The organism is Pseudomonas sp. P1_F1_2 (assembly GCF_056405815.1).
Genome location: NZ_JBFUBK010000003.1, coordinates 1 through 26,408, shown reverse-complemented (window position 1 = coordinate 26,408; position 26,408 = coordinate 1). Strand labels below are relative to the sequence as shown.

25 protein-coding genes and 3 pseudogenes are annotated in these 26,408 nt (G+C 57.8%); 19 read left to right on the top strand and 9 right to left on the bottom strand.

Translation table 11 applies throughout. The features are described from left to right. Nucleotides 1-9: 9 nt before the first annotated feature. Genes AC1D2P_RS01405 through AC1D2P_RS01395 form a run of 3 tightly spaced genes read left to right on the top strand, consistent with a single transcriptional unit; the run spans nt 10 to nt 3,102 of the window. Entirely contained in the window at nt 10-1,245 is a 1,236-nt protein-coding gene (locus AC1D2P_RS01405; RefSeq protein ID WP_109786225.1) for a cysteine desulfurase-like protein, read from the top strand. Nucleotides 1,246-1,281: 36 nt separating this feature from the next. Further along, entirely contained in the window at nt 1,282-2,151 is an 870-nt protein-coding gene (locus AC1D2P_RS01400; protein WP_223525104.1) for a MurR/RpiR family transcriptional regulator, read from the top strand. A 54-nt stretch (nt 2,152-2,205) separates the two neighbouring features. Beyond that, on the top strand, nt 2,206-3,102 hold the full coding sequence (locus tag AC1D2P_RS01395; protein ID WP_477757847.1) for an allantoinase PuuE: 897 nt from the start codon (nt 2,206-2,208) through the stop codon (nt 3,100-3,102). A 39-nt stretch (nt 3,103-3,141) separates the two neighbouring features. Here the strand turns inward: AC1D2P_RS01395 and AC1D2P_RS01390 are convergent, their stop codons facing one another. Continuing rightward, on the bottom strand, nt 3,142-4,158 hold the full coding sequence (locus AC1D2P_RS01390; protein ID WP_223525106.1) for a LysR family transcriptional regulator: 1,017 nt from the start codon (nt 4,156-4,158) through the stop codon (nt 3,142-3,144). Nucleotides 4,159-4,280: 122 nt separating this feature from the next. Between AC1D2P_RS01390 and AC1D2P_RS01385 the strand changes: the two genes are divergently transcribed. From AC1D2P_RS01385 to AC1D2P_RS01345, 9 genes and pseudogenes are all read left to right on the top strand, one after another. Beyond that, nucleotides 4,281-5,303, top strand: a complete 1,023-nt coding sequence (locus AC1D2P_RS01385) for an asparaginase (protein WP_109786223.1) — start codon at nt 4,281-4,283, stop codon at nt 5,301-5,303. A gap of 50 nt (nt 5,304-5,353) precedes the next feature. After that, nucleotides 5,354-6,118, top strand: coding sequence for an amino acid ABC transporter ATP-binding protein (locus AC1D2P_RS01380; protein ID WP_109786222.1), 765 nt, complete (start codon nt 5,354-5,356; stop codon nt 6,116-6,118). A gap of 39 nt (nt 6,119-6,157) precedes the next feature. Next, nucleotides 6,158-7,000 (top strand): glutamate ABC transporter substrate-binding protein, encoded by an 843-nt coding sequence (locus AC1D2P_RS01375; RefSeq protein WP_477811288.1) that lies wholly within the window; start codon nt 6,158-6,160, stop codon nt 6,998-7,000. Nucleotides 7,001-7,022: 22 nt separating this feature from the next. After that, the gene (locus AC1D2P_RS01370; protein ID WP_223525108.1) at nt 7,023-7,655 is read left to right on the top strand and encodes an amino acid ABC transporter permease; all 633 of its coding nucleotides are present in this window, start codon (nt 7,023-7,025) and stop codon (nt 7,653-7,655) included. Then, nucleotides 7,652-8,533 (top strand): amino acid ABC transporter permease, encoded by an 882-nt coding sequence (locus AC1D2P_RS01365; protein WP_109786219.1) that lies wholly within the window; start codon nt 7,652-7,654, stop codon nt 8,531-8,533. Before AC1D2P_RS01370 ends, AC1D2P_RS01365 begins: the two co-directional genes overlap by 4 nt. Nucleotides 8,534-8,712: 179 nt before the next feature. Beyond that, nucleotides 8,713-9,846 carry an aminotransferase class V-fold PLP-dependent enzyme gene (locus AC1D2P_RS01360; RefSeq protein WP_429512910.1) on the top strand — a complete coding sequence of 378 codons (1,134 nt, stop codon included), beginning with the start codon at nt 8,713-8,715 and terminating at the stop codon, nt 9,844-9,846. A gap of 114 nt (nt 9,847-9,960) precedes the next feature. Beyond that, nucleotides 9,961-11,397, top strand: coding sequence for a dihydropyrimidinase (hydA, locus tag AC1D2P_RS01355; protein ID WP_109786217.1), 1,437 nt, complete (start codon nt 9,961-9,963; stop codon nt 11,395-11,397). After that, on the top strand, nt 11,394-12,140 hold the full coding sequence (locus tag AC1D2P_RS01350) for a 2-keto-4-pentenoate hydratase (RefSeq protein WP_477757846.1): 747 nt from the start codon (nt 11,394-11,396) through the stop codon (nt 12,138-12,140). The genes hydA and AC1D2P_RS01350 overlap by 4 nt, the downstream gene beginning before the upstream one ends. Nucleotides 12,141-12,517: 377 nt before the next feature. Further along, a pseudogene (locus AC1D2P_RS01345) lies at nt 12,518-12,679 on the top strand (biotin/lipoyl attachment domain-containing protein); the annotation flags it as partial. A 63-nt stretch (nt 12,680-12,742) separates the two neighbouring features. Here AC1D2P_RS01345 and AC1D2P_RS01340 read toward each other — a convergent pair. Genes AC1D2P_RS01340 through AC1D2P_RS01325 form a run of 4 tightly spaced genes read right to left on the bottom strand, consistent with a single transcriptional unit; the run spans nt 12,743 to nt 15,798 of the window. After that, nucleotides 12,743-13,507: an ABC transporter ATP-binding protein gene (locus AC1D2P_RS01340; RefSeq protein ID WP_223525118.1), complete on the bottom strand. Its 765-nt coding sequence runs from the start codon at nt 13,505-13,507 to the stop codon at nt 12,743-12,745. 17 nt (nt 13,508-13,524) lie between these two features. Then, nucleotides 13,525-14,235 carry an ABC transporter permease gene (locus tag AC1D2P_RS01335; protein WP_108231581.1) on the bottom strand — a complete coding sequence of 237 codons (711 nt, stop codon included), beginning with the start codon at nt 14,233-14,235 and terminating at the stop codon, nt 13,525-13,527. Then, nucleotides 14,232-14,960, bottom strand: coding sequence for an ABC transporter permease (locus AC1D2P_RS01330; RefSeq protein ID WP_077431981.1), 729 nt, complete (start codon nt 14,958-14,960; stop codon nt 14,232-14,234). Before AC1D2P_RS01330 ends, AC1D2P_RS01335 begins: the two co-directional genes overlap by 4 nt. Before the next feature lie 55 nt (nt 14,961-15,015). After that, entirely contained in the window at nt 15,016-15,798 is a 783-nt protein-coding gene (locus AC1D2P_RS01325) for a transporter substrate-binding domain-containing protein (protein ID WP_077431982.1), read from the bottom strand. A gap of 978 nt (nt 15,799-16,776) precedes the next feature. Here AC1D2P_RS01325 and AC1D2P_RS01320 point away from each other — a divergent pair. Continuing rightward, a complete protein-coding gene (locus AC1D2P_RS01320; protein WP_460164004.1) occupies nt 16,777-17,646 on the top strand; it encodes an AraC family transcriptional regulator in 870 nt (289 codons plus the stop codon). A 282-nt stretch (nt 17,647-17,928) separates the two neighbouring features. Here the strand turns inward: AC1D2P_RS01320 and AC1D2P_RS01315 are convergent, their stop codons facing one another. Beyond that, nucleotides 17,929-19,512, bottom strand: a complete 1,584-nt coding sequence (locus AC1D2P_RS01315) for a winged helix-turn-helix domain-containing protein (RefSeq protein ID WP_477757845.1) — start codon at nt 19,510-19,512, stop codon at nt 17,929-17,931. Between the two features lie 256 nt (nt 19,513-19,768). On the opposite strand from AC1D2P_RS01315, the gene AC1D2P_RS01310 reads away from it, so the two are divergent. The 4 genes and pseudogenes from AC1D2P_RS01310 to AC1D2P_RS01295 form a co-directional block, all read left to right on the top strand. Further along, nucleotides 19,769-20,521, top strand: coding sequence for an SDR family oxidoreductase (locus AC1D2P_RS01310; protein WP_109786196.1), 753 nt, complete (start codon nt 19,769-19,771; stop codon nt 20,519-20,521). Nucleotides 20,522-20,563: 42 nt separating this feature from the next. Further along, nucleotides 20,564-20,977: a cupin domain-containing protein gene (locus AC1D2P_RS01305; protein ID WP_223525124.1), complete on the top strand. Its 414-nt coding sequence runs from the start codon at nt 20,564-20,566 to the stop codon at nt 20,975-20,977. 136 nt (nt 20,978-21,113) lie between these two features. Then, a pseudogene (locus AC1D2P_RS01300) lies at nt 21,114-21,422 on the top strand (MFS transporter); the annotation flags it as partial. 367 nt (nt 21,423-21,789) lie between these two features. After that, a pseudogene (locus AC1D2P_RS01295) lies at nt 21,790-21,891 on the top strand (integrase); the annotation flags it as partial. Between the two features lie 93 nt (nt 21,892-21,984). Here the strand turns inward: AC1D2P_RS01295 and AC1D2P_RS01290 are convergent. Next, nucleotides 21,985-22,614 carry a LysE family translocator gene (locus AC1D2P_RS01290; protein ID WP_477757844.1) on the bottom strand — a complete coding sequence of 210 codons (630 nt, stop codon included), beginning with the start codon at nt 22,612-22,614 and terminating at the stop codon, nt 21,985-21,987. Next, nucleotides 22,608-23,018, bottom strand: a complete 411-nt coding sequence (locus AC1D2P_RS01285; RefSeq protein ID WP_477757843.1) for a VOC family protein — start codon at nt 23,016-23,018, stop codon at nt 22,608-22,610. Before AC1D2P_RS01285 ends, AC1D2P_RS01290 begins: the two co-directional genes overlap by 7 nt. A 134-nt stretch (nt 23,019-23,152) precedes the next feature. On the opposite strand from AC1D2P_RS01285, the gene AC1D2P_RS01280 reads away from it, so the two are divergent. Further along, on the top strand, nt 23,153-24,475 hold the full coding sequence (locus AC1D2P_RS01280) for an aminotransferase-like domain-containing protein (RefSeq protein ID WP_477757914.1): 1,323 nt from the start codon (nt 23,153-23,155) through the stop codon (nt 24,473-24,475). Nucleotides 24,476-24,663: 188 nt separating this feature from the next. Here AC1D2P_RS01280 and AC1D2P_RS01275 read toward each other — a convergent pair whose 3' ends face one another. Then, nucleotides 24,664-24,939 carry a DUF2798 domain-containing protein gene (locus tag AC1D2P_RS01275; protein WP_477757842.1) on the bottom strand — a complete coding sequence of 92 codons (276 nt, stop codon included), beginning with the start codon at nt 24,937-24,939 and terminating at the stop codon, nt 24,664-24,666. A 131-nt stretch (nt 24,940-25,070) separates the two neighbouring features. Here AC1D2P_RS01275 and AC1D2P_RS01270 point away from each other — a divergent pair, with 131 nt between their 5' ends. Continuing rightward, nucleotides 25,071-26,012: a LysR family transcriptional regulator gene (locus AC1D2P_RS01270; protein WP_477757841.1), complete on the top strand. Its 942-nt coding sequence runs from the start codon at nt 25,071-25,073 to the stop codon at nt 26,010-26,012. Nucleotides 26,013-26,408 lie beyond the last annotated feature (396 nt).

Here is a 26,408-nt window from a genome sequence, read left to right as displayed (position 1 = left end):
GAAAGTAGAGTGAATCCTCTCGATATCGATTACGTTCGCAAGCAATTTCCAGGTCTGGCCGGTGGATACGCCTACATGGATAACGCCGGTGGTTCGATGGTGCTGAGTGCCGTCGCTGACCGGGTCACTGATTACCTGCTCAACAGCAGCGTGCAACTGGGCGCTTCCTATCAACCTTCCGTCGACGCTGGCGAGCGAGTGATGCAGGCACGTCACTCTGTCATGCAGTTGATCAACGCCGAGCATCCCGAAGAAGTCATCATGGGCGGCTCGACCACCCACTTGCTGCAAATACTGTGTCGCGCCATCGCACCGTCAATTGTCCAGGGCGATGAAATCATCGTCACCAATTGCGATCACGAGGCCAACATCGGCCCATGGGTCAAGCTTTGCGAAGACCGTGGCGCGACCTTGCGCGTATGGCAGGTCAACCGCGACAGCTGTGAGCTGGAGCTGGATGACCTGCAGGTCTTGCTCAATGGCAAAACCCGTTATGTGGCCATGACCCACACCTCGAATATTCTCGGCTCGGTCAATCCAGTCGCCGAGGTTGCGCGGCGTGTCCATGCGGTGGGCGCCAAGCTGTGCGTGGACGCCGTCGCTTATGCACCACACCGTCTGGTGGATGTTCAGGCCAGCGGCGCCGATTTCTACGTCTATAGCTTCTATAAAACGTTCGGCCCGCACTTTGCCGTACTCTGGGGACGCCGCTATCTGTTGCTGGAATTGCCGAGTCTTAACCACTTCTTTATCGGTCAGGATGTGGTGCCTTACAAATTGCAACCGGGCAACGTCAACTACGAGTTGTCATTCGGTTGCATCGGCATTACCGACTATTTGCTCGACATCAGCACCCGGCTTGGCGCGCAAGGTAGCGAGCGCAAGTGCATGCAGGCTGCGTTCGATGCCTTCGAGGTGCAGGAGGATTTGCTCGCCGAGCGTCTGCTGGCATTTTTGCGCCAGCGCGAGGGCGTTCGGATCATTGGCAAAGCGAATACCAGCAATCGAGTGCCAACGATCAGTTTCGTGGTTGAGGGCGTTCAGTCAGAGGCTGTTGTGCGTAGGGTCGATGAGCATCGGATCGGCATTCGTTTTGGTGACTTCTATGCACGGCGACTTATCGAAGCCCTTGGGCTTGACCAGTTTGGCGGGGTAGTGCGGGTGTCGTTGGCGCATTACAACACGCTGGAAGAAGTCGACCGCCTCATCACTGCGCTGGATCAAGCAATCAATGCGTTGCGTTGACGGGCGTACACACCTCTAATTTTACGAGCCTTCATTATGGCCTTACCTGAAACCCTTGCAGAGCTGCGTGACTGTATAGCGGCCCAGCACGAACAACTGACCGGTCGTCTGCGCGATGCTGCCCGATTCCTGATCGACAACCCGCATGAAATCGCACTCAATACGGTAGCCGAACTGGGTAAGCGCTCTAGCATCGCGCCTTCCGCTTATATTCGGCTGGCTCAGGCGCTTGGCTTTGCAGGTTTCAAGGATTTGCAGCGGCTTTTCCGCGCACCGTTGCAACAGGCTGCCGACACCCACAGCGAGCGTATTCGGCACTACGGCGGTGAGACGTTGCTGGAGGACCCGAGTGACGTCGGCGGAATTCTGCGTGAGTTCAGCCAGGCCAATATCGTTTCTTTGGAACACCTGGCCGAAGGCGGCGAGCAGGCCAATATCGAAGCCGCCATCGCCCATCTGCAAGTCGCGCGCACTACCTTCGTCATCGGTATGCGCCGTGCCTTTCCGGTGGCGGCGTATCTGAGCTACGCGTTGAGTCGTGTGGGCCGGCGAACCGTGCACATCAGCGGTGCTGGCGGCACGTTGCCGGAGCAGGTCAGCGCCATTGCCGATGATGATTTGCTGATAGCCGTCAGCTTTCCACCGTACGCCCATGACACCGTTGAGGCGTGTCGTCAGGCGCGGGAAGCAGGCGTGACGCTGGTAGCGATCACTGACAGTGTTCTGAGCCCTATCGGGCAGATGGCCGATACGGTGATTGAGGTCAATGACGCCGAATTACTGGGATTTCGCTCGCTCACCGCTTCGTTCTGTATTGCGCAAACCCTGGCCATGGGGCTGGCCTTCAGCGAGTGGCAATCGGACACCACCTTTAGCCACGACCGGCTGAAAGATATCGACTGCTAAGTCGCGACTTTCACCACGTACTTATTTAACCAGTCACTTCAGGAGAATATCCCGATGGTTTCACCTGCACGCGATTTAGTGGGTTACGGAAGACAACGCCCGCAAGGCACCTGGCCGAATGGCGCACGTTTGGCCATCAGCCTGGTGATCAACTACGAAGAAGGTTCCGAACGCTCGCTCGCCATGGGCGACCCGGACCAGGAATCCATGACCGAATGGGGCAGCTATTCAATACCCGACGGCACACGCAATCTGGCGATGGAATCGATGTACGAGTACGGCTCTCGCGTCGGGATCTGGCGAATCCTGGATATTCTCGATCAGCAATCGGTTCGTGCGACTTTTCATGCTTGCGCAGTGGCCTTTGAGCAGAACCCTGATGTGGCTCGCGCCGCCGTCGCGGGTGGCCATGAGATTTGCAGTCACGGTTATCGCTGGGAGGAAGTGTTTCGCCTGACTGAAGAGCAGGAGCGTGAACACATGCGCCTGGCAATCGAGTCATTCGAACGCACCTGCGGCAAGCGTCCCGTTGGCTGGTATTGCCGGTATGGCGCCAGCGTCAACACCCGTCGGCTGGTCGCTGAGGAGGGCGGTTTTCTCTACGATTCCGATGCCTACAACGACGACGTTCCCTACTTTGTCGACGTCGAGGGCAAGCGTCACCTCGTGGTGCCTTACACCGCCGACGTGAACGATTTCCGCTACTGGAACTCGCCGGGGCTTTCGCAGGCATCGGACTTTTTCGAGTACATGAAAGAAAGCTTTGAGGTCCTTTATGAGGAGTCGGCTGAAGGACCACGCATGATGTCGATTGGACTGCACCCACGTATGGTGGGCCGTCCCGGGCGGGTCAGGGCGATCAAGCAATTCATCGAGTACGCAAAACAACACGGCGGTGTCTGGTTTGCTACGCGCGAAGAAATCGCCCGTGCCTGGCTTGAACGAACTTGATGGCGTGGCAATCACGCCGGATTAAAAAATTGAGACGCGCTATTCCTCATTGTGTTGAAAGAGTTCAGGGGGAAGTTCACCAATGCCTTTGAGCCGGGTTTCGAGAAAATCGCGTAATACTCGAACTTTTGTGGAATAGCGTCTGTTGGGAAGATAAGCCATATAAATCTGTCTCCCTGTCAGCGAGTTAACAAAACGATAGTGCGCAAGAACAATTTGTAATTCGCCACTCAAGAGGAGGTCTCGCACCAGCCAGATTTCAAACTCGGCAATGCCCAGTCCACCACAAACCGCTTCGAGCAGTAATTCCGAATTGTCCGACTGAAGATTGCCTTTTGGGAAAATCGAATGTTTCACGTCATCTTTGGTGAAGTACCAATGCGGGTCGCTGTCGGGGTGCAGGTAGATGAGGCAATTGTGCTGGCTGAGTTCGGCAGGTGTTTGGGGATGACCGCAGCGCGCAAGATAATCTGGCGTTGCGCACAGTAGCGAATCGTTGCGGGATATAGGATAGGCGATCAAGTTCTCAAGATGATTCTCGCCCTCATGAATATCCAGGTCAAAGCCTCCTAAGATCATATCGTTGTGGTTGTCGGTCAGACGCAAATCCATCTGGATACCGGGGTACATCTGTAAAAAAGGCGCGATCAGCGGTGCAAGGAAGCGCCTGCCGAAAGCCACGGGCGAAGTCAGTTTCAGCGGGCCGCTTGGTGCAAGATTGAGGTCACTGACGACACGTAACGTGTCGTCAAGATCCGCAATCATCGACAGCGCGCGGGCGTGATAAATCTGCCCGGCCTCGGTGAGGGCGACGATGTGTGTTGTGCGATGAAGAAGGATTGTGTTCAGCGACTTTTCCAGCGTTGTAATCATTCGGGTCAATGTCGAAGGGGAGACATGCAGTTCTCGGGCTGCCGCGGAGAAGGTGCCCAACTCCACTACTTTGACCAGTGCCCTCATTACAGCCAAGTGATCAATACGTGCAATTTCATTAATCATTTTCAGAGTTGCCTTTGCGCTGGTTGCAAAACCGAATTCTATCGGACGATGTTCCATCCATTTTCGCCAGTATATAGACTCATTTCGATTGAAGTGCGCACACCGTTCATAACTTCCGGGAACGTATTCACACGAGAGAATCGTTCATCTCCGGAGCTCATTGGAGTATCGAGATCATTATGGATTTTCCTGCACATGTTCCATTGGCTGTTGCTACTCGAAACCAGCATGTGGAGCGGATTCACTGGGGATCAGTAGCTGTTGTTGATACCGAAGGGGCTTTGTTGGCCTATGCGGGCGATCCGGGAGCGATGATGTTTTCCCGTTCAACGCTCAAACCGTTCCAGGCCGTTCCTTTCGTGCGTGATGGCGGTGTCGAACACTTTGGGTTCTCCGATGATCAAGTCGCCGTCATGTGTGCCAGTCACTCCGGGGAAGCATCGCACGTGAATGCCGTGAGCAGCATGTTGGCGAAAATCCGGCACGAAGTGACTGACCTGGGGTGCGGCTGCCATTTACCGGACTTCTATAGCGCGGGCAATCTGCCGCCGGCCGGCTTCCACTTCGATCAACGCCACCACAACTGCTCCGGGAAGCACACCGGGTTTCTTGCCTATTGCCGCCTTCACGGGTTAGCCAGTGATTCCTACCTGGCACCGGACCATCCCTTGCAACGTGACATCCAGCGTGTCGTCGCATCGCTGAGCGGTGTTCCGGAAAATCAGTTTTGGGCGGGCACTGATGGCTGTAACGCGCCAAACCTCGGGATGCCTCTGTCACGACTTGCGTTGCTGTGGGCGCGACTGGCCAGCGGTGATGCCGGTTCCGACGCCAGCCTCAGCGCGGTATTGCAACGTCTGTTTGACGCCATGCGGCGCAATCCGCAAATGGTCTCCGGTACCGGCCGATCCGATCTGGGGATCACGCTTGCATCAAATGGCGACTGGGTCGCGAAAACCGGTGCCGATGGTGTGCAGACGGTAGGTATCCGTAGTCGAGGGTTGGGTGTGGCGGTGAAAGTCAGCGATGGCGATTTCCCTGCCGTGTTCGCCATCACCATTGCCGTACTCAAGCAACTGGGAGTGCTGGAGCAGGGAAGCGAAAGCCCGTTGTTGGCGCCCTGGGCAGATCCGGCATTGAACAATTGCAACGGCGCGCCGGTAGGCCAGTTGAAGGCTACGGTGCAATTGAAGTTTGTCTAGTACGGGTGCCTGCAGGGCATACATCAGACCTCCAACGCAGATCAGAAACCATGCTATCGACTCACGCGCAAAACCAGCAAACCCCGGCCATCTCACTACGCGCGGTCAATAAGTTCTTTGCCAGTCAGCAAGTACTGTTTGATGTTGATCTTGAGGTTCAGCCAGGTGAAGTGGTCGTGATTATCGGTCCTTCGGGCTCTGGTAAATCGACCTTGTGTCGCTGCATCAATCGCCTGGAAACCATCACCAGTGGTGAGATTTTTTTGCACGGCGAACGCCTGCCTGAAGAGGGCGGGGCACTGGCGAAAATGCGTGCCAAGGTCGGCATGGTTTTCCAGAGTTTCAATCTGTTTGCACATCGGAGCGCGCTGCAGAATGTTGCCATGGGCCCCCGAAAGGTCCTTGGAATGAAACGTCAGGACGCCGACGCGTGGGCAATGCAACAGCTCGAACAAGTCGGTCTGGCACACAAGGGGAAGGCTTATCCCGCGGAGCTGTCGGGTGGCCAACAACAACGCGTTGCGCTGGCTCGATCGCTGGCGATGAAGCCCAGCGTGATGTTGTTCGATGAACCGACCTCGGCACTTGATCCGGAAATGGTCAACGAGGTTCTGAAGGTCATGGTCGATTTGGCCCGCACAGGCATGACCATGGTAGTAGTCACCCATGAAATGGGGTTCGCTCGCTCCGCTGCCGACAGGATTATTTTCATGGACGCCGGCCGGATTGTTGAGAGTGCTCCACCGGAAACCTTCTTCAGCGCCCCCCGCTCAGAGCGTGCCCGGGAGTTTCTTTCCAAGATTCTGGCTCATTAATCAACTCATCTGAAAACACAATAAAAAGAGAGATCAACCATGCGCTCAAACCGGTTCGTTTCATTCAGCGTCTCCCTTCTGGCTTCCTGCATGTTCGYCACGTTAGCGTCGGCGACCACAGTCGATCAGTTCCCCGCAGATTCGACGATGGCGAAAATTCACCAGCGCGGAAAGCTGGTTGTTGGCACCTCATTGAATACGCTGATGTTCTCGTCCCGAAATCCCATGACTGGAGACGTTGAAGGCTTCGAAGCTGATCTGGCCAGGATGCTGGCTAAACAGCTTACAGGCTCCGAAGACAACATCGAGTGGGTCAGCACCACACCGGAAAACCGCATTCCTCTGGTCGAGAACAAACGCGTCGACTTGGTCATCGCCACCATGACAGTGACCGACGAACGCAAGCAGGTCATAGGCTTTGCGGGCCCGTATTACCTCGCCGGACAGGACTCTCTGGTAAGAATCGACGATCATTCGATCAACAAAACCGCTGACCTCGACAACAAGACTGTCTGCGTACTAAGCGGGACGACCGTAGAGCGCAATCTCAAACCATTGGCGCCTAGTGCCAAGATCGTGACTTTCAGCGATGCCTCCGCTTGTGTAGAGGGTCTGATAGACAAACGTTTCGACGCCTATGTCGACGATGGCGCCACGTTGGTCGGTGAGTCACTTCGCCAGCCCGGCAAGCTGCGGGTGGTTGGCACTCCGTTCACTGAAGAGCCCTACGGCATCGCCGTGGCCAAGGAAGACAAGGTTTGGCGTAGCTGGATCAGCAATCAGTTGGGGGCGGCTATCCAGAGTGGCAAGTGGCAAGAAATGTACGGCAAGGATCTTGAAGCCGGGCTGGGCGCACCGCAGGTGCCAGTGATCGAACAGTAAGAGCTCCGCAGAGGCGAACCTGATGTCTTATATCGAACGCTTTCTGGGGGGCATCGCGGTCAGCGTCGAGCTGACCCTGCTGTCCTTCGCCATTGCGATCGTTCTCGGGCTGCTTCTGGCAATCATGAGGGTGAGCCCATGGCCACCCTTTCGCTGGTTTGCCAGCAGTTACGTAGAACTCATGCGGATGATGCCGCTTCTGGCGCTGTTGCTGCTGTTCACCTTTGGACTGCCGAAGCTGGGCTTCATCTATTCGCTGTTCACTTCCACGGTCCTGGTCCTGGGACTGTATAGCGCGGCCTGGATCTGTGAAGTCGTGCGGGCGGGTATCAACACTGTGTCGATTGGCCAGATTGAAGCCGCACGCAGCATCGGGATGCGCTTCGACCAGATCCTGGGCGAAGTGGTGTTGCCACAAGCCGTGCAGTCGGTCGTTGGACCTTTGGGCAATCTGTTCATCATTCAAATCAAGGCGTCGGCCATTGGGGCTGCGATTGGTGTCGCGGACATCACCTATACCGCGCAGAAGATCAACTTCGACACAGCCCTGGCCGTGCCGACCTTCCTCGGCGCCATGGGTGCCTATTTTCTGCTGACCCTGCCAGCCGGTTGGTTCTTTCGCTTTCTGGAGCAAAAAATGGCGGTGTTGCGATGAGCGCTGACAACTTGCTTTACGAACCGCCTGGTCCGATTGCCAGAAGGCGTAACCGGCTGATTTCGGTAATCGGCGTGTTACTGCTGTTGGGTTGCCTGATGGCGGTGGGTCATCGGCTCGATGCCAGTGGTCAGTTCGATGCCAAGCGATGGGAAATCTTCCTGCATCCGGGAACACTGCGCTTTCTGTTTGACGGCCTGGTGGCAACTTTGCTGGCCGCAGTGATCAGCATGGTATTGGCCTTCAGTCTGGCGTTGCCTCTGGCGCTTGCGCGGTTATCGTCCAGGCTCTGGTTGCGCACCTTGGCTGCCAGCTATATCGGTTGTTTTCGCGCGGTACCGCTGCTTTTGTTGATTCTGTTTACCGTCATCCTGTTGCCCTCGATCGGGTTGAACTGGTCAGCCCTGGGTTATCTGATTTTCGGCATGGTGCTGCACCACAGTGCGATGGCGGCAGAGATTGTTCGTGCCGGTATCCTTTCTTTGGGGCGCGGGCAGAACGAAGCGGCGTTATCGATCGGCATGCGCGAACACCAGGCGATGATGTGGATTGTATTGCCACAGGCGCTGAAACTCATGTTGCCAGCATTGATCAGTGGCGTTCTGGCGATTGTCCAGGATACGTCCCTGGGGTACATCATTCCCTATGAAGAGCTGTTGCGCCGGTCCCAGCAAATATCCAGCTTCGCCCCACAATCACTGCTGCAATCGGCGTTTATTGTCACGGTCATGTATGGTTTTGTCAGCGCTTTGCTTCTGGCTCTGCGGCGCTGGATCGAACGACGGCAGGCCTACACCTCTCGAGCACTAATCCCTGAGGAAGGGGAGTTGTCTAAACTGAACACGCTGGTGTCGGCGAAATCGCCGGCATCAACGTGATGAGCGCCCGTGCGGTTCTGATACAGGAAGCTGTTGGCCGTTTAGGGTGAGCGCGCAGCCGGCTGGCATCCACTTTGATGCTGCTGGCGTCCACAGTAAAGCCATCACCATTGACCCAGCCTGCGTCCATGTTTTCGGTCCTTGCTACCCACTGACATCTCTGCCAAAGGAGTCACCCCATGTCAAAGCTATATCCCAGTATCGATCCCGAGGGGCTGGTCGAGTACTCAGTGGTCTACACCGACCGCTCGCTCAACCACATGTCGCAGTCATTTCAAGCCGTGATGAAGAACATTTCCAAGACCCTGAAACAGGTCTACAACGCTCAGGCTGTTGCGGTGGTCCCGGGCAGCGGCACATTCGGCATGGAAGCGGTGGCGCGACAATTTGCCACCGATCAGCAATGCCTGGTGATACGCAACGGCTGGTTCAGTTATCGCTGGAGCCAGATCCTTGAGATGGGCAACATCCCGGCGGCCACTACGGTRCTCAAAGCCCGACCGGTCGAGGCTGGTCGCCAGGCGGCCTACGCCCCGCCGCCTCTGGACGAAGTGCTGGCCGCCATTGCGGCGCAGAAGCCACAGATTGTCTTCGCTCCCCACGTTGAAACCTCATCAGGGATTATCCTGCCCGACGACTACCTGCGGGCCGTCGGCGACGCCGTGCATGCGGTGGGTGGCCTGTTCGTGCTGGACTGCATCGCCTCAGGCACGCTGTGGGTGGATATGCACAAATGCGCAGTCGACCTGCTGATCAGCGCACCGCAGAAAGGCTGGAGTGCTTCCCCTTGCTGCGCCCTGGTGATGCTCAGTGCATTGGCCCTCGAGCGCATCGAGCAGACGCAAAGCAGCAGCTTCGCCTGCGACCTGAAAAAGTGGCTTCAGATCATGCAGGCCTACGAACAGGGCGGACATGCCTACCATGCGACCATGCCCAGCGATTCCCTCGCGCGGTTTAACGAAGTGATGAAAGAGACGCAAGCCTACGGTTTCGACAAGGTCCGCGACGAACAACAGGCGCTGGGCGACCGGGTGCGCGCAATGTTGACCGGCAGAGGCATCAAAAGCGTGGCCGCAGCCGGTTTTCAGGCCCCCGGCGTAGTGGTGAGCTACACCGATGATGCCGACATCAAGAACGGCAAGAAATTTGCCGACCAAGGCCTGCAGATCGCCGCCGGAGTGCCGTTGCAATGCGACGAGCCGGCCGACTTCCAGACCTTCCGCATCGGTCTGTTCGGACTCGAAAAGCTGCGCAATATCGAGCGCACGGTCAGCACTCTCGAGCAGGCACTGGACGAGGTGATGGTTAACTAAACCGGTATTCGACACCGTTACCACAGTGGTCTGGGACATGTTGAAAACCAAGGGCGTAGACACGCGCCGCCTGATCGGCTGGGGCCGGTTACTTCTGGAAGAGGCCTGATTGATATGCAACCTTTTGATACGGTGATTCGCAACGCCCGCGTGGTAACCGCCGCGGACACGTTCACCAGCGATATCGGTATTCGTGACGGGCGCATCGTCTCCCTTGGCCTGGACCTGCCGCAAGGTCACCAGGAAATCGACGCGGCAGGCCGGCATGTCACCCCCGGTGGCATCGACAGCCACGTGCACCTCGACCAGCCGACTGGCGACGGCTCGGTGATGGCCGATGACTTCTTCAGCGGCACGGTCTCGGCGGCCTGCGGCGGCACCACCACCGTCATCCCGTTCGCCTGCCAGCAGAAGGGCGAAAGCCTGCGCTCTGCCGTCGATGACTACCATCGTCGGGCGGGTAACAAGCCGGTGATCGATTATGCCTTTCACCTGATCGTCACCGACCCCACCCCGCAGGTGCTGTGTGAAGAACTGCCGGCCTTGATTGCTGAAGGCTATACATCGTTCAAGATCTACATGACCTACGATGCGCTGAAGCTGGGCGACCGGGAGATTCTCGAGACGTTGTCGGTCGCGCGCCGTGAGGGCGCCATGGTGATGCTCCACGCCGAGAACAGCGATTGCATCGCCTGGCTTACCGAGCGACTACTGGCGGCCGGGCTGACTGCGCCGCGCTACCACGCCGCGTCTCGGCCGATGCTGGTGGAGCGCGAAGCGACCCATCGTGCCATCGCCCTTGCCGAGCTGGTGGACGTGCCGATCCTGATCGTGCACGTGTCGGGTCGCGAGGCCGTGGAGCAGATTCGCTGGGCCCAGAGCCAGGGGTTGAAGGTGTACGCCGAAACCTGCCCGCAGTACCTGTTCCTGACCGCCGACTCGCTGGGGTGTGACGACAGCTTCGAAGGTGCCAAGTGCATCTGCAGCCCGCCGCCGCGCGATGCCGCAAACCAGCAGGTGATCTGGGATGGCCTGGAGAACGGCTCGTTCGAGATTTTCTCGTCAGACCACGCACCCTTTCGCTTCGATGGCCCGGATGGCAAGAAGGCCCACGGTGAAGAGGTGTCGTTCGACCAGATCGCCAACGGCATTCCCGGTGTCGAAACCCGCATGGCACTGCTCTGGTCCGAAGGCGTACGCAGTGGGCGCATCACCCCGCAAACCTTTGTTGCGCTGACCTCCACTAATGCCGCCAAGATGTATGGGTTGTATCCGCGCAAGGGCAGCATCGCTATTGGTGCTGATGCCGATCTGGTGATCTGGAACGAAGGTGAGTCGGTGCACCTGTGCAACGAAATGCTGCACCACAACGTCGATTACACGCCTTACGCCGGCATGACGCTGAGCGCCTGGCCGGCCATGACCTTGTCTCGCGGTGAGGTGGTCTGGGACGGCGAGCCGCGCGGTGAGGCGGGTCGCGGCCGGTTTCTGCCGTGCGAGCGCCCGGCGCCCGCGCAACTGCGCCGACGTAAGACTGAGTTGGCATTGTGAGTGCGGTCGCGCAGGTGGCCGCCACCCTGATTCGTGCTTGGCGTGAGGGGCGCCAACAACCGTTGCCAACCCTGGAACTGGCTAGCGAAGCCGAAGCCTATGCCGTGCAGCACCAGGTAGCGGATGCCCTCGGCTGGTTCGCCTCCGGGCCGCCAGCGGCCTGGAAACTGGGCGGCGCTCCGGGAGGGCTGATCAGCGCCGCCGGGGTACCGGCAATGGCGGTACACCCGTCGGGTTGGCAGGTTCCGCCGGGCGATGCCTTCGGTTTCGGGATCGAGGGAGAACTGATCGTGCGCCTGTCGCGCGACCTCGACCAGCACACTGATCTGGCCATGGCCTGTGCGGCGGTCGATGTGTGGATGCCGGGCATCGAACTGTGTGGCACGCGCTGGCTGCAGGGCGATCAGGCCGCGCCACTGCTTCGACTGGCTGACCAGCAACTCAACCGCGCGCTGATACTCGGTGCACCGCAAACGCTGGGGGACATGCCGGATTGGTCAAGACAACAGGTGGCGTTGCGGGTGGCCGGGGAACCTGAATTCGTCGGCGTTGGCAGCCATCCATTCGGTGAGCCGCTGAGTTCGCTGCCATGGCTGGCGCGTCACGCTGCAGCACTGGGCAGCCCCTTGCGAGCCGGTGACCTGGTGGCTAGTGGTAGCTGGACCGGTATCTACTGGGCGTCGGCCGGGGTGCAAGTGGAAGTTGAGTTTGCCGGGATAGGACGGGTTGCCTTGTCGACGTGATGCGTTTCAAAGGCTTGCTGATTTCCAGTTAACGGAGCCAGTCGGCGCATTGCTCCTGCTTAAAACGCGTGGGCTTTTGAGGCTTGCCTCTGGGTATTCCCTCAGGCCCCTCTCCCTACGTTGGCTTGCGAGTTGGAAGCGCTCTGCAAGACACCGCACTGTTAGAGATACGCCAGCGGCCATTCCAATCAATCAGATCCTCGTTCGCCGTCATAGCCAACCTCTCAGTTCTTTAGTTTTAGAAGCGGTTGATTGCCCCGCGCAGCAGAGGTTCAGCTATGCGCTCCACTTTACCTTTCGTAGCTTCACTCGCTACCGGCCAATTTCTATCTGCCACGTCAGACTGAAATCGCCCCGAGTCGCTGACCACGGATTGAGAAAGCAATGCGGCGTTGGTGGATACCTTGGTTCCAGAGTGGGTGGCTGCTCAGACAGAGTTCCTTGTTTTGAAGCGAAGCGGTCTGGTCTGTTGGCCGCGGCTCGTCAGCGGCTACGGCATCACAGGGATGCCGGCAACACTGATTGCTCAGGTTGAACGTGGGCGTTTTGAGGGTTGAGCCAGCGCCTTCGAGCGTCCCTGCCGTCGCTCGAAGGCGCTCCGGTTACTTCAGGCTGCCGCTGAGGAATTGCTGCAGGCGCTCGCTTTTGGGGTTGCCCAATACGTCCTCGGGCGCACCTTGCTCTTCGACCCGCCCCTGGTGCAGGAACAGCACCTGGTTCGACACTTTGCGCGCAAAGCTCATTTCGTGGGTCACCATGATCATGGTGCGGCCTTCTTCGGCCAGCCCCTGGATCACCTTGAGCACTTCGCCCACCAGTTCCGGGTCCAGGGCCGAAGTCGGCTCGTCGAACAGCATGATCTCCGGTTCCATGCTCAGGGCACGGGCAATGGCGACCCGTTGCTGCTGACCACCCGAGAGAAACGCCGGATATTGATCTGCAACCCGTGCCGGCAAACCGACCTTGTCCAGGTAGCGCCGGGCGCGATCCTCCGCGTCCTTCTTGCTGACGCCCAGCACCCGGCGTGGGGCCATGGTGATGTTTTCCAGTACGGTCATGTGGCTCCACAGGTTGAAGTGCTGGAACACCATCGCCAGGCGAGTGCGGATGCGTTGCAGTTCATTGGCGTCGGCCACGCGCATTCCGTGGCGATCATGGACCATTTGAATCGGCTGGTTATCCAGGCTCATGGCGCCGTCGTTGGGCGTTTCCAGGAAGTTGATGCAACGCAGAAAAGTGCTCTTGCCCGAACCACTGGCGCCGATCAGGCTGATCACATCGCCGGTCTTGGCATTTAGCGAAACGCCCTTGAGGACTTCATGGTTGCCATAACTTTTGTGCAGGTTTTCAACGGTCAGTTTGTACATGAACAAGCATCCTGAATTTAGTGAGCCGGGCCGAGGAAAGACAACCAACGGCGTTCAGCCAGGCGGAACAGGCCGACCAGGGAGAAAGTGACTGCCAGGTAGATCAACGCGGCGAGGCCGAACGACTGGAAGGTCAGGAAGGTCGCCGAGTTCGCGTCTCGCGCGACTTTCAGAATGTCCGGAATGGTCGCGGTGAAGGCCACGGTGGTCGAGTGCAGCATCAGAATCACTTCGTTGCTGTAGTAAGGCAGCGAGCGACGCAGGGCGGACGGCATGATCACGTAGGTGTACAGCTTCCAGCCGGTCAGTCCGTAGGCTTTGGCCGCTTCGACTTCACCGTGGTTCATGCTGCGAATGGCCCCAGCGAAGATCTCCGTGGTGTAGGCGCAGGTGTTCAGGGCGAAGGCCAGGATGGTGCAGTTCATCGCATCGCGGAAGAACGCATCCAGTACCGGCTGAGCACGCACCGCGGCCAGGCTGTAAATACCGGTGTAACAAATCAGCAGCTGAATATAGAGAGGCGTACCCCGAAACAGATAGGTGTAGAACTGCACCGGCCAGCGCACCCAGACATTGGTCGAGACCCGGGCGATCGACAGCGGGATCGACATCACGAAGCCGAAGAAGATCGAAGCACTGAGCAGCCAGAGGGTCATGGCCAGCCCGGTGATGTGATTGCCGTCCTGGAACAGGAAAGGCTTCCAGTATTCCTGCAGTAGCTCGATCATCGCACGGCCTCCCGGGTGCCTGCGGCGTAGAAGATTTCCATCCGGCGCAAGACGTAGTTCGAAACGGTGGTTATCACCAGATAGATCAGGGCGGCCAGCATCAGGAAGAAGAACAGCTGATAGGAGCTCTTGCCCGCGTCCTGGGCCACTTTGACCAGATCGGCCAGGCCAATGATCGACACCAGCGCGGTGGCCTTGAGGATCACCATCCAGTTATTACCAATGCCCGGCAGGGCAAAACGCATCATTTGCGGGAACACCACTAAGCGAAAGCGCTGAGCGCGGGTCAGGCCGTAGGCGGTAGCCGCTTCCATCTGCCCTCGCGGTACGGCAAGGATGGCGCCACGGAAGGTTTCGGTGAAATACGCCCCGTAGATGAAGCCCAGGGTAATGACCCCAGCACTGAACGGGTTGATCTCGATGTATTCCCATTCCATGAAATCGGTAAACGAGGTTAGCCAGGTTTGCAGGCTGTAGAAGATCAACAGCATCAGCACCAGGTCCGGCACGCCGCGAATCAGCGTGGTGTAGGCCTGCGCAGGGACGCGCAGCAGTGCCGATTTCGAAAGCTTGGCGCTGGCGCCGATCAGTCCCAGGCCAACGCTCACCAGCAAGCACAGAAAGGATAATTTGACAGTCATCCACGAGCCTTGCAGCAACAGCGGGCCGAAACCCTTAAGGCTAAAGCCTGACAGCCCAAGAATCTGCAATAGGTTTTCTAGCATTGAGCAGCCCTACCTCAATCAATAAAGTGCCCATCCGGAAATGGGCGCAGGGTCATTATTTGCCGCTGTAGAGATTCAGATCGCCAAAGTGCTTCTGCTGGACGGCCGCATAGGTGCCATTGTCGTGCAGCGCCTTGATACCTTTGTTCAGCAAGGCCTGGAGCTCGGCGTTGCCTTTGGTGAGACCCACGGCGGTTTTGGCTGGTAGTAGCGGGCTTTCGACCGGCTCGCTGACTTGGAAGTCGGCGCCTGGTGGCGACTTCAGGAAGCCCAGTTCGGCTTGCAGCATGTCCTGGATCCCAGCGTCGAGACGACCGGAGATCAGGTCAGCGTACACCTGGTCCTGGTTGGCGTAGGCCAGGGTCTGTACCCCGGCCTTGTCCAGTACGGCCTTGGCGTAGGCTTCCTGGATGGTGCCTTGCTCGTAGCCGACTTTCTTGCCCTTGAGGGAGGCCGGATCGGTGCCGATGGCCGCGCCTTTCTTGAAGACCAGCGCGGTCGGGCCAGAGAACAGCTCGTTTGAGAAATCGATAACTTTCTCACGCGCTGGCGTGGCGGTCATGGAAGAAATCACGCCGTCGAACTTGTTGGCCTTGAGGCCGGGAATCATGCCGTCGAAGTCACTTTCGACCCATTTGCACTTGACCTTCAGCTCAGCGCAGATCGCGTTGCCCAAGTCGATATCGAAGCCCACCAGGCTGCCATCGGCGGCCTTGGATTCGAACGGCGCATAAGAGGGGTCGACGCCAAAACGCAACTCCTTGTACTCCTTGGCCAGCGCAGAACCGGCAGCCACACACAAAGCTAATGCAGAAAGGGTGAGAAATACTTTTTTCATTATTTTATTCCCAAGGACCATCGAAAGCGCTTGTGCCGCAAGAGCGCATGTACTGCGTGGCACAATGTCTTATGCACACGCAGATACTTGTACAGACAAGCATATGCAATCACCCGGCCAATTCGCGGATTGGACGTTTGAGAAAGCGCGTACAGCGCTCTGGGAAGGGCTTGGCAGGCAGGTGAGCGTAGGGAGTCAGGCAGCCTGCGAGGCTGTTACCAAAGCAGGTTTTTGCACCCAGATGGGGTATGCGGTAACAAAGTGTGAAATTACGCGGCGTGCGCTCCAGCGGTTTACCCGAATTTTCGTTTCTACCGTCCTTCAGCCCGTGAATCACGGCAAACCCCTTGCCGTCCGAATGGCTGCCCTCGGCTCGTAAGGGCGTTTACTTCGCGGGAGACCGAACGTGTTGCGACGTCGCAACGGGATGCGGTTTTTGCACCCCACCAAAGGTTGTTTTCGTCGTTGTGGGGAGGCTTGCCTGGTCGCTAAATACGGTCCGGTTGCTGTTTTCAAACCTCGGCGTTAACACATGTCGGAATTGACTCGCAGACCACGCCGTTCGTGACTTGCGGTCTGTTTTGCGGATCTTGAGATCTAACGCCTGTCCACCTGAGCCGCGACCAAATTGAACCCGTATCTAACGGTGCCAGCAGATACCTTTCGAGTTTCCTTGGCGCTTCAGGGAGCGAAGCGGTCATCATCCAGCGTCCGTTATTGGCCCAAGCTATGTGAAAACTCGAAAGGGAGACGTATCTCACAGGCAATTACGTTGCAGAGTCCACTTTTGGCTGTCGGGCGTACAGAATTTAACAATCGGAGGCTCAGATGAACTGCCCGCTTGCCTTCAAGACGGTGCATCCAAGGCGGCCATGTCGAACAGGCCATTCAATCGCGACCTGAGCAAACACGGCTAGGCGCGGGCACGCCGGTATAGTCGACTCTATTGCCTACCGTATTTCCCGGAGCCTCCATCCAGTGCCTGACTTGCCGAGCAACGCCGCCTACACAAAACGCTTCGACCTGGTACTCGCCTACATCGACGCCAATCTCGAAGGTGACTTGTCCGTGAAGACGTTGAGCGAAGTCGCGAACTTTTCGGCGTTTCACTTCCATCGCCAATTCACCGCGTTCGTGGGCGTGCCAGTTTCACGTTATGTACAACTGATGCGACTACGACGCGCGGCGCATTGCTTGTCTTCTCTGGCGAATTACTCGGTGCTGGACGCCGCTTTCGGTGCGGGTTTCGAAAGCCCCGAAGCATTTTCCAGGGCGTTCAGGCGGGCGTTCGGTATGACGCCGAGTGCATTCAGGAAGCAACCGAATTGGCAGGTCTGGAGTGCGGTGTTCACCATCCCTCATTTTTCCAGGAACATCATCATGCAGATACGAATTGTGGAGTTTCACGAAGTCAGGGTTGCAGCACTCGAGCATTGCGGAGCGCCCGGGTCCATTAATGAGAGCGTGCGTAAATTTATCGAGTGGCGCATGCAGAGCGGACAGTCGCCGGTGGCATCCAGTCGCAGCTTTGGTATTCCTTCCGGCAACCCCGATACGACTCCGGCCGAAGAGTTCCGGTTTGCAATCTGCGGCGAGATTCACGAGGCAGTAGCAGCGAATGATTTCGGCGTAGTCGAGAGAGTTATCCCTGGCGGGCGCTGCGTCGTGGTGCGTCACGTGGGCTCGACGGATCACATCGGCGAATCGATCTATCCGATCTATCGCGACTGGCTCCCTACCAGCGGCGAGGAGCTTCGAGACCAGCCGTTGTTCTTCGATTATCTAAGCATTTCCCTCGAGACACCGCAGGATCAATGGCAGACCGATATATATGTGCCTTTGCAATAGCGGAGCGGACATGTCGCTTCTGGTTTGGAACGATCGTCGTTGAGTTCATGAAAAAATGGGGACAGATTTTTACGTCCCCTTTTGAATGGAAAAATAAATCAGTCACTTTTTTCATTTTTTTTCATGCTGGCCTATTTCTGCCTGTTGCCACCCTAGGAAGCAATCTGCAGCGCTCTACCGATCATGGTTATCGTGGGTTTGGCAGTTCTGATTAACACGCGAACCGCTTTTCTGCCTGAATCGATAAAACATCCAATATTCCTACAGTCAGCCATCCCAAGCTCACTCTGCCAACCCAGCCCGCCGCAATCCATCCGCAAACCGTGCAAGATCCTCCGCACGCTGGATAGGCAGCCAATCCCTAAGGTTAGAAACCCGCAACAACGGATCCAGCTCTTGCAGGTGCTGCATTGCCTGCTTCGCTTTGTCCATTCGTCCGCTGAGCGCATAGCTGGCTGCCACCAGAGCCGCCGGGGCCAGCAGACTGGGCAGGTTGCCCAAGGCTTTTTCCGCCCATTGTGCAGCGAGATCGAAGCGGCCGGCGAAGAAGTACGCGAGCGACATTCCGATTTGCATCCTGAACATTTCGGGGTCCACCGGGCTCAAGCGAACGGCATGGGTCAAGTCCTTGATGGCGCCTTCTGTTTCGCCGCGCAGTGCACGCAAGATACCGCCCAGGAACCAGGCGGGGGCGAGGTTGGGATTGAGCAGGCGCGCCCTGTCGAGCAGCGCAATGCCGCCATCGACATCACCGGCCAGATGAGCGAGCGCATGCCCGCCGCGGGTCAACGCGACGGCATCATCGCGTCCGAGTGTCACCGCCAGGCGCGCGAGCCGTGTGCCTTCGGCAATTTCTGCCGGCCGGTCGGTCATCCAGCCGTTGAGCTTGCGCCAGAAGTGGCACCAGGCGGCCATGCCATAGGCCGAAGCGAATTCCGGATCGAGTTCGATGGCCGTGTAGAACATCGGCAGCGCCTCCGCGATGGCTTCACGGGTGCCGCTGTGCAGTTTTGCCATGCCTCTCAGGTAATAGTCGTAGGCGTCGAGGCTTTCAGTGGGTTTGCGTTTGGCGCGTTCGATTTCTGCCCGTTCCAGTTGCGGCGCGATTGCACCGACGACGCTTTCGGCGATTTGATCCTGCAGCTCGAAGATGTCGTCGAGCAGGCCTTCGAAGCGTTCCGCCCAGATATGCGTACCACTTGTCGCGTCGATGAGTTGCCCGGTGATGCGCACCTTGTTCCCGCACTTGCGCACGCTGCCTTCGAGCACGTAGCGAACGCCCAGCGTCTGACCGATGCCTTGGATGTCCACCGCCTGACCCTTGTAGGTGAAGCTCGAATTGCGCGCGATGACGAACAGCCAGCGGATCCGCGAGAGGGCGGCGATGATGTCCTCTACCACGCCGTCGGCGAAGTATTCCTGCTCTGGGTCGCCGCTCAGATTCTGGAAGGGCAGGACGGTAATGGAGGGCTTGTCCGGAAGGGTGAGCACGGCAGGGGGGAGTTCATTGGGGGTGAAGGGCGTGTGTTCGCCGATGCCTGGTTCGCCAGGCGCTCGCGCTTGTTCTACCTCGCCGACAAAACGGTAACCCTTGCGGGCAACCGTGCGGACAAGGCGCTGCTCTTCGCCCGTATCGCCGATGGCCTTGCGCACCGCATTGATGTGGCTGGTGATCGTCGATTCCGAGACGATCCGGCCGCTCCACACGGCCTTGAGCAGGTCGTCCTTGCTGACAACGCAATCGCGGTTGTTCACCAGATACTGCAATAGATCGAAGGTCTGTGGCCCGACGGCCACGGCTTGCCCACGCAAGGTCAATTCCCGGCGCTCTTGATCGAGCACGAAATCTTCAAACGCGAATTGCAAAGTGGGCTTCCCCTGGCAAAGCGCCTTCAACTCCGTGTCCCAGGCCGCTGGCGATATTTTAGTTGAGATTGATAATACGTCAGCTCGAAACCCCCTGCATGGTCCACGGTGAGGATGGACGAATAACCGCTTCTCTGGACGCAAATCCAAGCGTTCACGAAGGTAAATCCAAGCTTGCTGCAAGGACTTGCCGTGCACGCGCGCGCAACCTCTCTACACCGACGCAATGATTGCAGTCGACAAGTGGAGAAAAGCCATGAAGATCGTAGTTATCGGAGGCTCCGGCCTCATCGGATCGAAACTTGTGAACATCCTTCGCGAGCGCGGCCATGACGTGGTCGCCGCCAGCCCCAGCACGGGCGTGAACAGCATCACCCGCGAAGGCCTGGCCGCAGCGATGGATGGTACTGACATCGTTGTCGACGTGGCGAACGCGCCGTCGTGGGAGGACCAGGCCGTACTCGATTTCTTCGAAACATCGACACGTAACCTGCTGGCTGCCGAAGCGGCCGCCGGGGTTCGTCATCACGTAGCGCTGTCGATCGTCGGCAGCGAACGGCTTCCCGACAGCGGTTATTTCCGGGCCAAGGTTGCGCAGGAAAACTTGATCAAGGCGTCCGGCATTCCTTACTCCCTCCTGCGTGCCACGCAGTTCTTCGAGTTTGTCGAAGGCATCGTCCAGTCGTTCGCCGTCGGCGAGGAATATTGTGTTTCGCCGGCGCTGATCCAGCCGATAGCGTCCGACGACGTGGTGGCGGCGCTGGTCGATGTGGTGCTGGCAGCACCGGTCAATGGCACGGTTGAAGTCGGCGGACCGGAAGCCATGCCGATCGACGAACTGGCCCGGCGTTTTCTGCGGGCGACCCGGGACAACCGCAAGGTCTTGCCGGACGTGCACGCACGTTACTTCGGTGCCGTGCTCAACGATCAATCGCTGGTGCCTGGCAAGAACCCACGCCTGGGCGCGATCCGCTTCGAAGACTGGATCGCTCGGTCGGCGAGCCGGTGACGGCTCGCACCCTCACATCCCTATCCACGAAGGAGCAACCCCATGGTTACCCGAATCCTGATGGCCGCCGTCTTCGCCGCGCTCTCGATCAGCGCAGCGTCCGCCGCTGAGCCGCCCCACGGCAAGGTGACAGTCGTATTCGACCGTCCCATTCCCAATCTTCCCGGCAAGAGCATGAAAGGCGTGGTCGTCGAGTATGGGCCGGGCGCTGCGTCGCCATCCCACACCCATCCGAAAACGGCCTTCATCTATGCAACCGTCCTGGAAGGCTCATTTCGCATCCACGTCAAAGGCCAGCCGGAAAAGATCTACACCGTCGGCGAAAACTTCGTAGAGGAGCCGGGCTCCGTGCACCTGGTCAGCGCCAACGCCAGCGACACCCAGCCTGCACGCCTGCTGGCAGTGTTCGTCCTCGACACCAACGAAAAGGAACTCGTCACACCGATCAAAAAGTGAGCCGGTCAACGCACTCATGAAAGTTCGACAGCCGGGTGGCAGGCTTCTGCCGCCCTTGCCGCTGACTCGGGCCCCGCAACCCCTGCCGTCGTGGCGCGGCGGAACAAGCGCAAGACCCTCGGCAAACTGCTGTGCGTCGCTGATCGAGCATCATGTCGTCATCAATGGCACGGTCCTCGGCGCCAACGTCACCCCTGGGGGAAACGCGCTCATCGAACGGCTGACCACCACGGGGGCGATGCTGGCGGGGAAGGGCGTGGATCAAGTCGCCGCCGGGCGGGCAGCGACGAGTCTGCAGGGCAAAGTTGTGTCAGGTCAGGCGACGGTGATTGCTTTCGAAACGGCGTTTTTTGCCGTTGCGCTGCTGTTTGTGGTTGCCGCGCCTGTGCTGGTGGGCATCAAGATTGGGCTCTCGAAATACGCGAAGGTGCGTGCGATGCGGGCCTTAGCTGAAGTCGGAAGGGGAGTAGCCACCAACAAAATCCCTATATTGGGTCGGTTTCAGCCGGTCGTGACAGGCAGCAATCGGCCGATTCTGTTGAAAAAGTCGGCCATGGTTTCCACGACAGAAAAGTACGCGCTTGAGATTGAAATCTTCACTTTGAGCAGAGGATTCTGGGTTCAGATTTCGCGTGGCGGCGTGCAAAAAAGGCGTTGTAAGCGGTCAGTATGCGGGCAGTCTGGAAGAACCGACTTTTTCAACAGAATCGACTGACTGCTGCCGAGCACGAAGGGCTGCTTTGGGTCGGATAGCGACTATCAGCCATTGTGACTGATCCACCCTTGTCTTCCCTAAACGTGGAGGACGAGCCATGAATACTATTGCTAGATACAAACATCAGCCTTGGAACAAGGGAAAGCTTATCGGGCAGAAAGCCCCGCTTCGAATCAGAGATATCTGGGCCATCCCCGTTATTAGGGAAACGGTAGCGGGACTATCTTGTAAAGCATCAGGATCGCGACCTGAGAGGCGCTGACGACAATCCCGATCCTGACCGACTCAGAATTCATGTCGGCCGCGACGTGAACGCCAGGCGAACCGCAAGCAACACCAATACGAATGCCAGGCTCCGCGACTGCCACTTCGCGGACTCGCCTTTGTGGGACGCGTAACTTCGGATGATTCCCCCGACCAGGCCCAGCGTGATGTGGAAGATGGTCGCGATCAGTGTCAACAACAAGCCCAGCGTCACGATTTGCTGTGCGATCGGAGAACTGCCCCGAACAACGAACTGCGGCAAAAACACCATGAAGAACAGCAGCGCTTTCGGGTTGAGCAAAGAGTTCAGCATTGCACGTATGAACACCGACATCAGTGAGGCCTGAATGGCGGAGTTTAGTGGAAGTCCGGCAGTAACCCGTATGGCCTTCCAGGCCATCCAGAGCAGATAGAACGCACCGGCCCAGCGGATCAGGTCGAACGACGGTGGCCACTGCGCTATTGTGGCCGTGAGACCGGGGGCGGTGAGCGCGGTCAATACGAGGTCAGCTGCGCCAATTCCCAATGCAGCAACGACGCCGCCACGCCACCCGTAGCTCGCGCCGTGCACAATCACGAAGGCCATGTTGGGGCCGGGAGACATCAGCAACAGCAACACCGCCCCCGCAAACAGCAGTAACGTCGATGGGTCTACCATGTGTGCTCCAGATCGCCGCGATAGACGATGTGAAGTTTGTTGCCATCAGGGTCTCGAAGGTAGGCACCGTAGTAGCCCTCGCCATACCAGGGTCGCTCACCCGGAGTGCCTTCATCAGTGCCGCCCTTTAGAATCCCCGCCGTGTAGGCCGCGCGTACGACGTCGGGCGTTTTGGCATGAAACGCGAGCATGCTGCCATTGCCCGGCGTAGCCGCTAGGCCATCACGCGGCAAGTAGACATAGAACCTGGGCAGTGTGAGCGTCGGATGGACCCAGCAAGCCGAGGCGGGGCCTCCATCCGGAGTCACCGCGCGGCGGATTAGCCCGAGTGGCGCAAGCACAGCGTCATAAAAAGCCGATGCTCTCTCGAGGTCGGCGCATCCCACAGTAACGTGACTGAACATGTCTCAATCGATTTGACGCCACTGGAACGGTTACGTCCTGCACGCCAAGCTCGCCTCCTTGCGTTGTGTGTTAGTGGAGCCTACGCTCGCCACTTGATACACACAAAGAATTGTTCTAGGTACATTCAGTGACGATGCCACGGTACAAAACCATTGCTGACCAGGTAGCGGAAAACATTCGCAACGGACGTTTGCGCCCTGGAACCCAGCTCCCGACGATCCGCGCATTAATGAGCGAACATGGCATTGCGCTTGCGACAGCGGCCCGCGTTTACCGCACGTTGGAATCGATGGGCCTGGTAGTGGGTGAAATGGGACGTGGCACCTTCGTGCGCGACACATCTCTTCCACGCGACCTCGGTCTGCAAGCGGCATCCGAAGCTGGAATAATTGACCTGACCTTCAATAATCCTGCGGTTCCCGGGCAAGCAGAGATGTTGAGGCAGGCACTGCGCAGCCTCGCATCGTCGGGCGATCTTGACGCCTTGTTGTGCAACGCACCCCATGGCGGACGTCCGCATGAACGAGAAATCGCTGCGAAACACCTTCGCAATCGAGGGATTCGAGTCCCCGGATCGCAGGTGTTGATCGTGAATGGCGCGCAACAAGGGCTGGCGCTCGCGATGATGGCGCAGCTCAAGCCGGGCGATGTACTCGCTGTCGACGCGCTCACCTACCCGGGCATTAAAGCACTGGCCGTCGCCCATCGTATTGAGCTTCTGCCTATACCGTTGGCTGATGGCAAAACCAGTCTCGACGCGCTCGCGGCAAGTTGCAAGCGGCGTCCGGTACGCGCGTTTTATGCGATGCCAACCCTGCACAATCCGCTGGGATCGATCATGCCGGCCGCCGACCGCAAGCGTTTGGTAGCGCTGGCCGAGGAACACGACTTTGCGCTGATCGAGGACGGCGCCTATGCGTTTCTAGCCGAGCCGGCGCCGAAGCCGTTGTTCATGCTCGCACCGAATCGAACGATCTACGTTTCCGGCCTTTCCAAAAGCGTCGCCTCGGGCTTGCGAATCGGATTTATCGCAGCGCCTGTATCGCTTATCCCTGCGCTCGAGCAAGCCGTGCGAGCCTCCACATGGAGCTCGCCATCGATCACGGTCGAACTGGCGTGTCGCTGGATCGAAGAAGGCGTGGTGGATGACCTGGAAGAATTGAAGCGCAAAGACGCCGCGAATAGACAACGAATTGCCCGCCGCATTTTCGACGGCATCAACCTGGTCGGGCATCCAAACGCCTACTTCCTGTGGCTACCATTGCCTGAAGACATGCGGGCCGAGAGCATTGCTGCTGCATTGCGGCGCGACAACATTATGGTGACGACAGCAGAGCCCTTTTCTGCGGCATCGAATGTGCCTAACGCGCTGCGCGTGGCGCTGGGATCCGTGCCTGTTGAAACGCTTAAACTCGCTCTGACAAAAGTGAGAGTTGCCTGCGGCTATTTAATTTGAATTTTCATACCATCACTTTCTTTCGCCACGCCAGGTTTTGCAGTGTGACACCTGAACGCTGTTTGGCCGACTTCTGCCAGTCGCCACGGGCTGCTCTGGGTCGACTCCGACCTGTGACGGCCGGCAACAGTCGACCCAATATGGTTGTCCACAACGCCCCATCAAATTGGGCCGCCGAGCGACCGCCCTTAATGATGTGGGTGTACAGTCAAAAGCACCAGTTTGAGCACAATGGGGCGAACGACGAGTATGCACAGGAATGCCACTGGCATAGCCAATTTATAGGCGTGCAGCGCATTACTTAGGTAATCAGTCTCAATACCGGAATTTGCCGCAGTGATCACGAGTGACATCAAGAACGCCATGATTGTGGCCATATACAGTGCGAAAACATAAGGAGTAGCGCGAGCCGAGAGCTTACGTTGGTTGAAAAATAGAGCCATGGAGGATCTTTTGCGATTCATATCAGACCTTTTTGATCTTCGATTGATAGGTGATGAACACCCTAGCAAGATCAAATATTTGCAACTAGACGGCTGACAGTAGTTGCTTTATAAAGAAAAACTTATGAATAACTCTTCTCGCTGGGCCAAAGATGAACCTGTTAGGGGCGATTGCTAGCTTTATCAAGGTGGTTGAGGCGGGCTCCATCGTGGGCGCGGCCAAAACCCTGGGCGTCAGTGCGGCAGCCGTTAGTCAGACCATAAATCGCTTAGAAACCCACCTAGGCACGCGCCTTCTCCAGCGCACCACACGTAGCATGGCGTTAACCGAAAGCGGCGTGGTGTACTACGAAAAAGTGAAACGCATAGCGCGTGATCTCGAATCGGCGCAAAGCGCGATCACCAGCGCGCAGACTCAACTCCAAGGGCGACTGTGCATCGCTTCTACCTCCGCTTTCGGGCGGCATGTGTTGGCATCACTAATCGCCGGCTTTGCTGCACGTTACCCACGCCTGACACTTGAACTCTCAACCACAGATCGCAAAATAAATCATATTCAAGAAGGCATTGATCTGAGCCTGCGGATCAAACCACAACTAGAAGAGGGGATCGTCGCCCGCAAGATCGTTTCAGTCCCTTTTATCATCTGCGCGTCGCCCACCTATTTGGAACGAGTCGGCTGGCCACGCGCCCCTGAAGAACTCCAACACCATGCCTGTCTAGCGTTTCGCTACCCGCTAGACGGACGCCTTCTACGTTGGGGTTTTATCCGGGATGGGCAACGTTACGACGCTACTCTGAATGCGACCGCAATCAGCGACGATATTGACGCTCTAGCCCAAATGGCCATTCGCGGCGCGGGAATAACCCGCTTGGCAGAGTTCGTGGCGGCGCCCTATATCGAAAGTGGCCAACTCGTTCCTCTGTTTGAACATCGCCACGCTTCAACTTATGCCTACGCTGAACCGCTCGATATTTATGTATGCGTCCAGGAGCGCGCCGCCATCACACCCAAGGTCAAAGCTTTTATGAATTATTTGACTGAATATCTGGGAATGCGCTGGCCGATGGAAAACACCTTTACTGCATCCTGATACGGTGCTTTGTCGCCTTCATAAATTCAATGGCCGAACTTTGCATGGGACAACAGGTACGAACTGCTGCTTGCAGGTGACTACGGCCGATTGCAGTCTGATTCAACGGGCTGCTTCACGGGTCGATTTCAAACCTTCGCGACAGGCAGCAATCGGCCGATTCTGTTGAAAAAGTCGGATTTTCAGCCTGAGTAAAATCAAGCACAGCTACCACCGGATAGCCTACTCACCACTTTGTGTGGTTTCTCGGCCCTTCGTTGACCTTTGCTGCGTCGTTATTGGGTTAATTTGAGGTTTTTGGCTTAGTGTAGGCGCACCTATCCCGTGACTGGTGGCCCTTGAGATGTCAGTTTGGCCAGCCGACGTAGGTTCTGCACTGTGGCTGCCAGCGTGAAC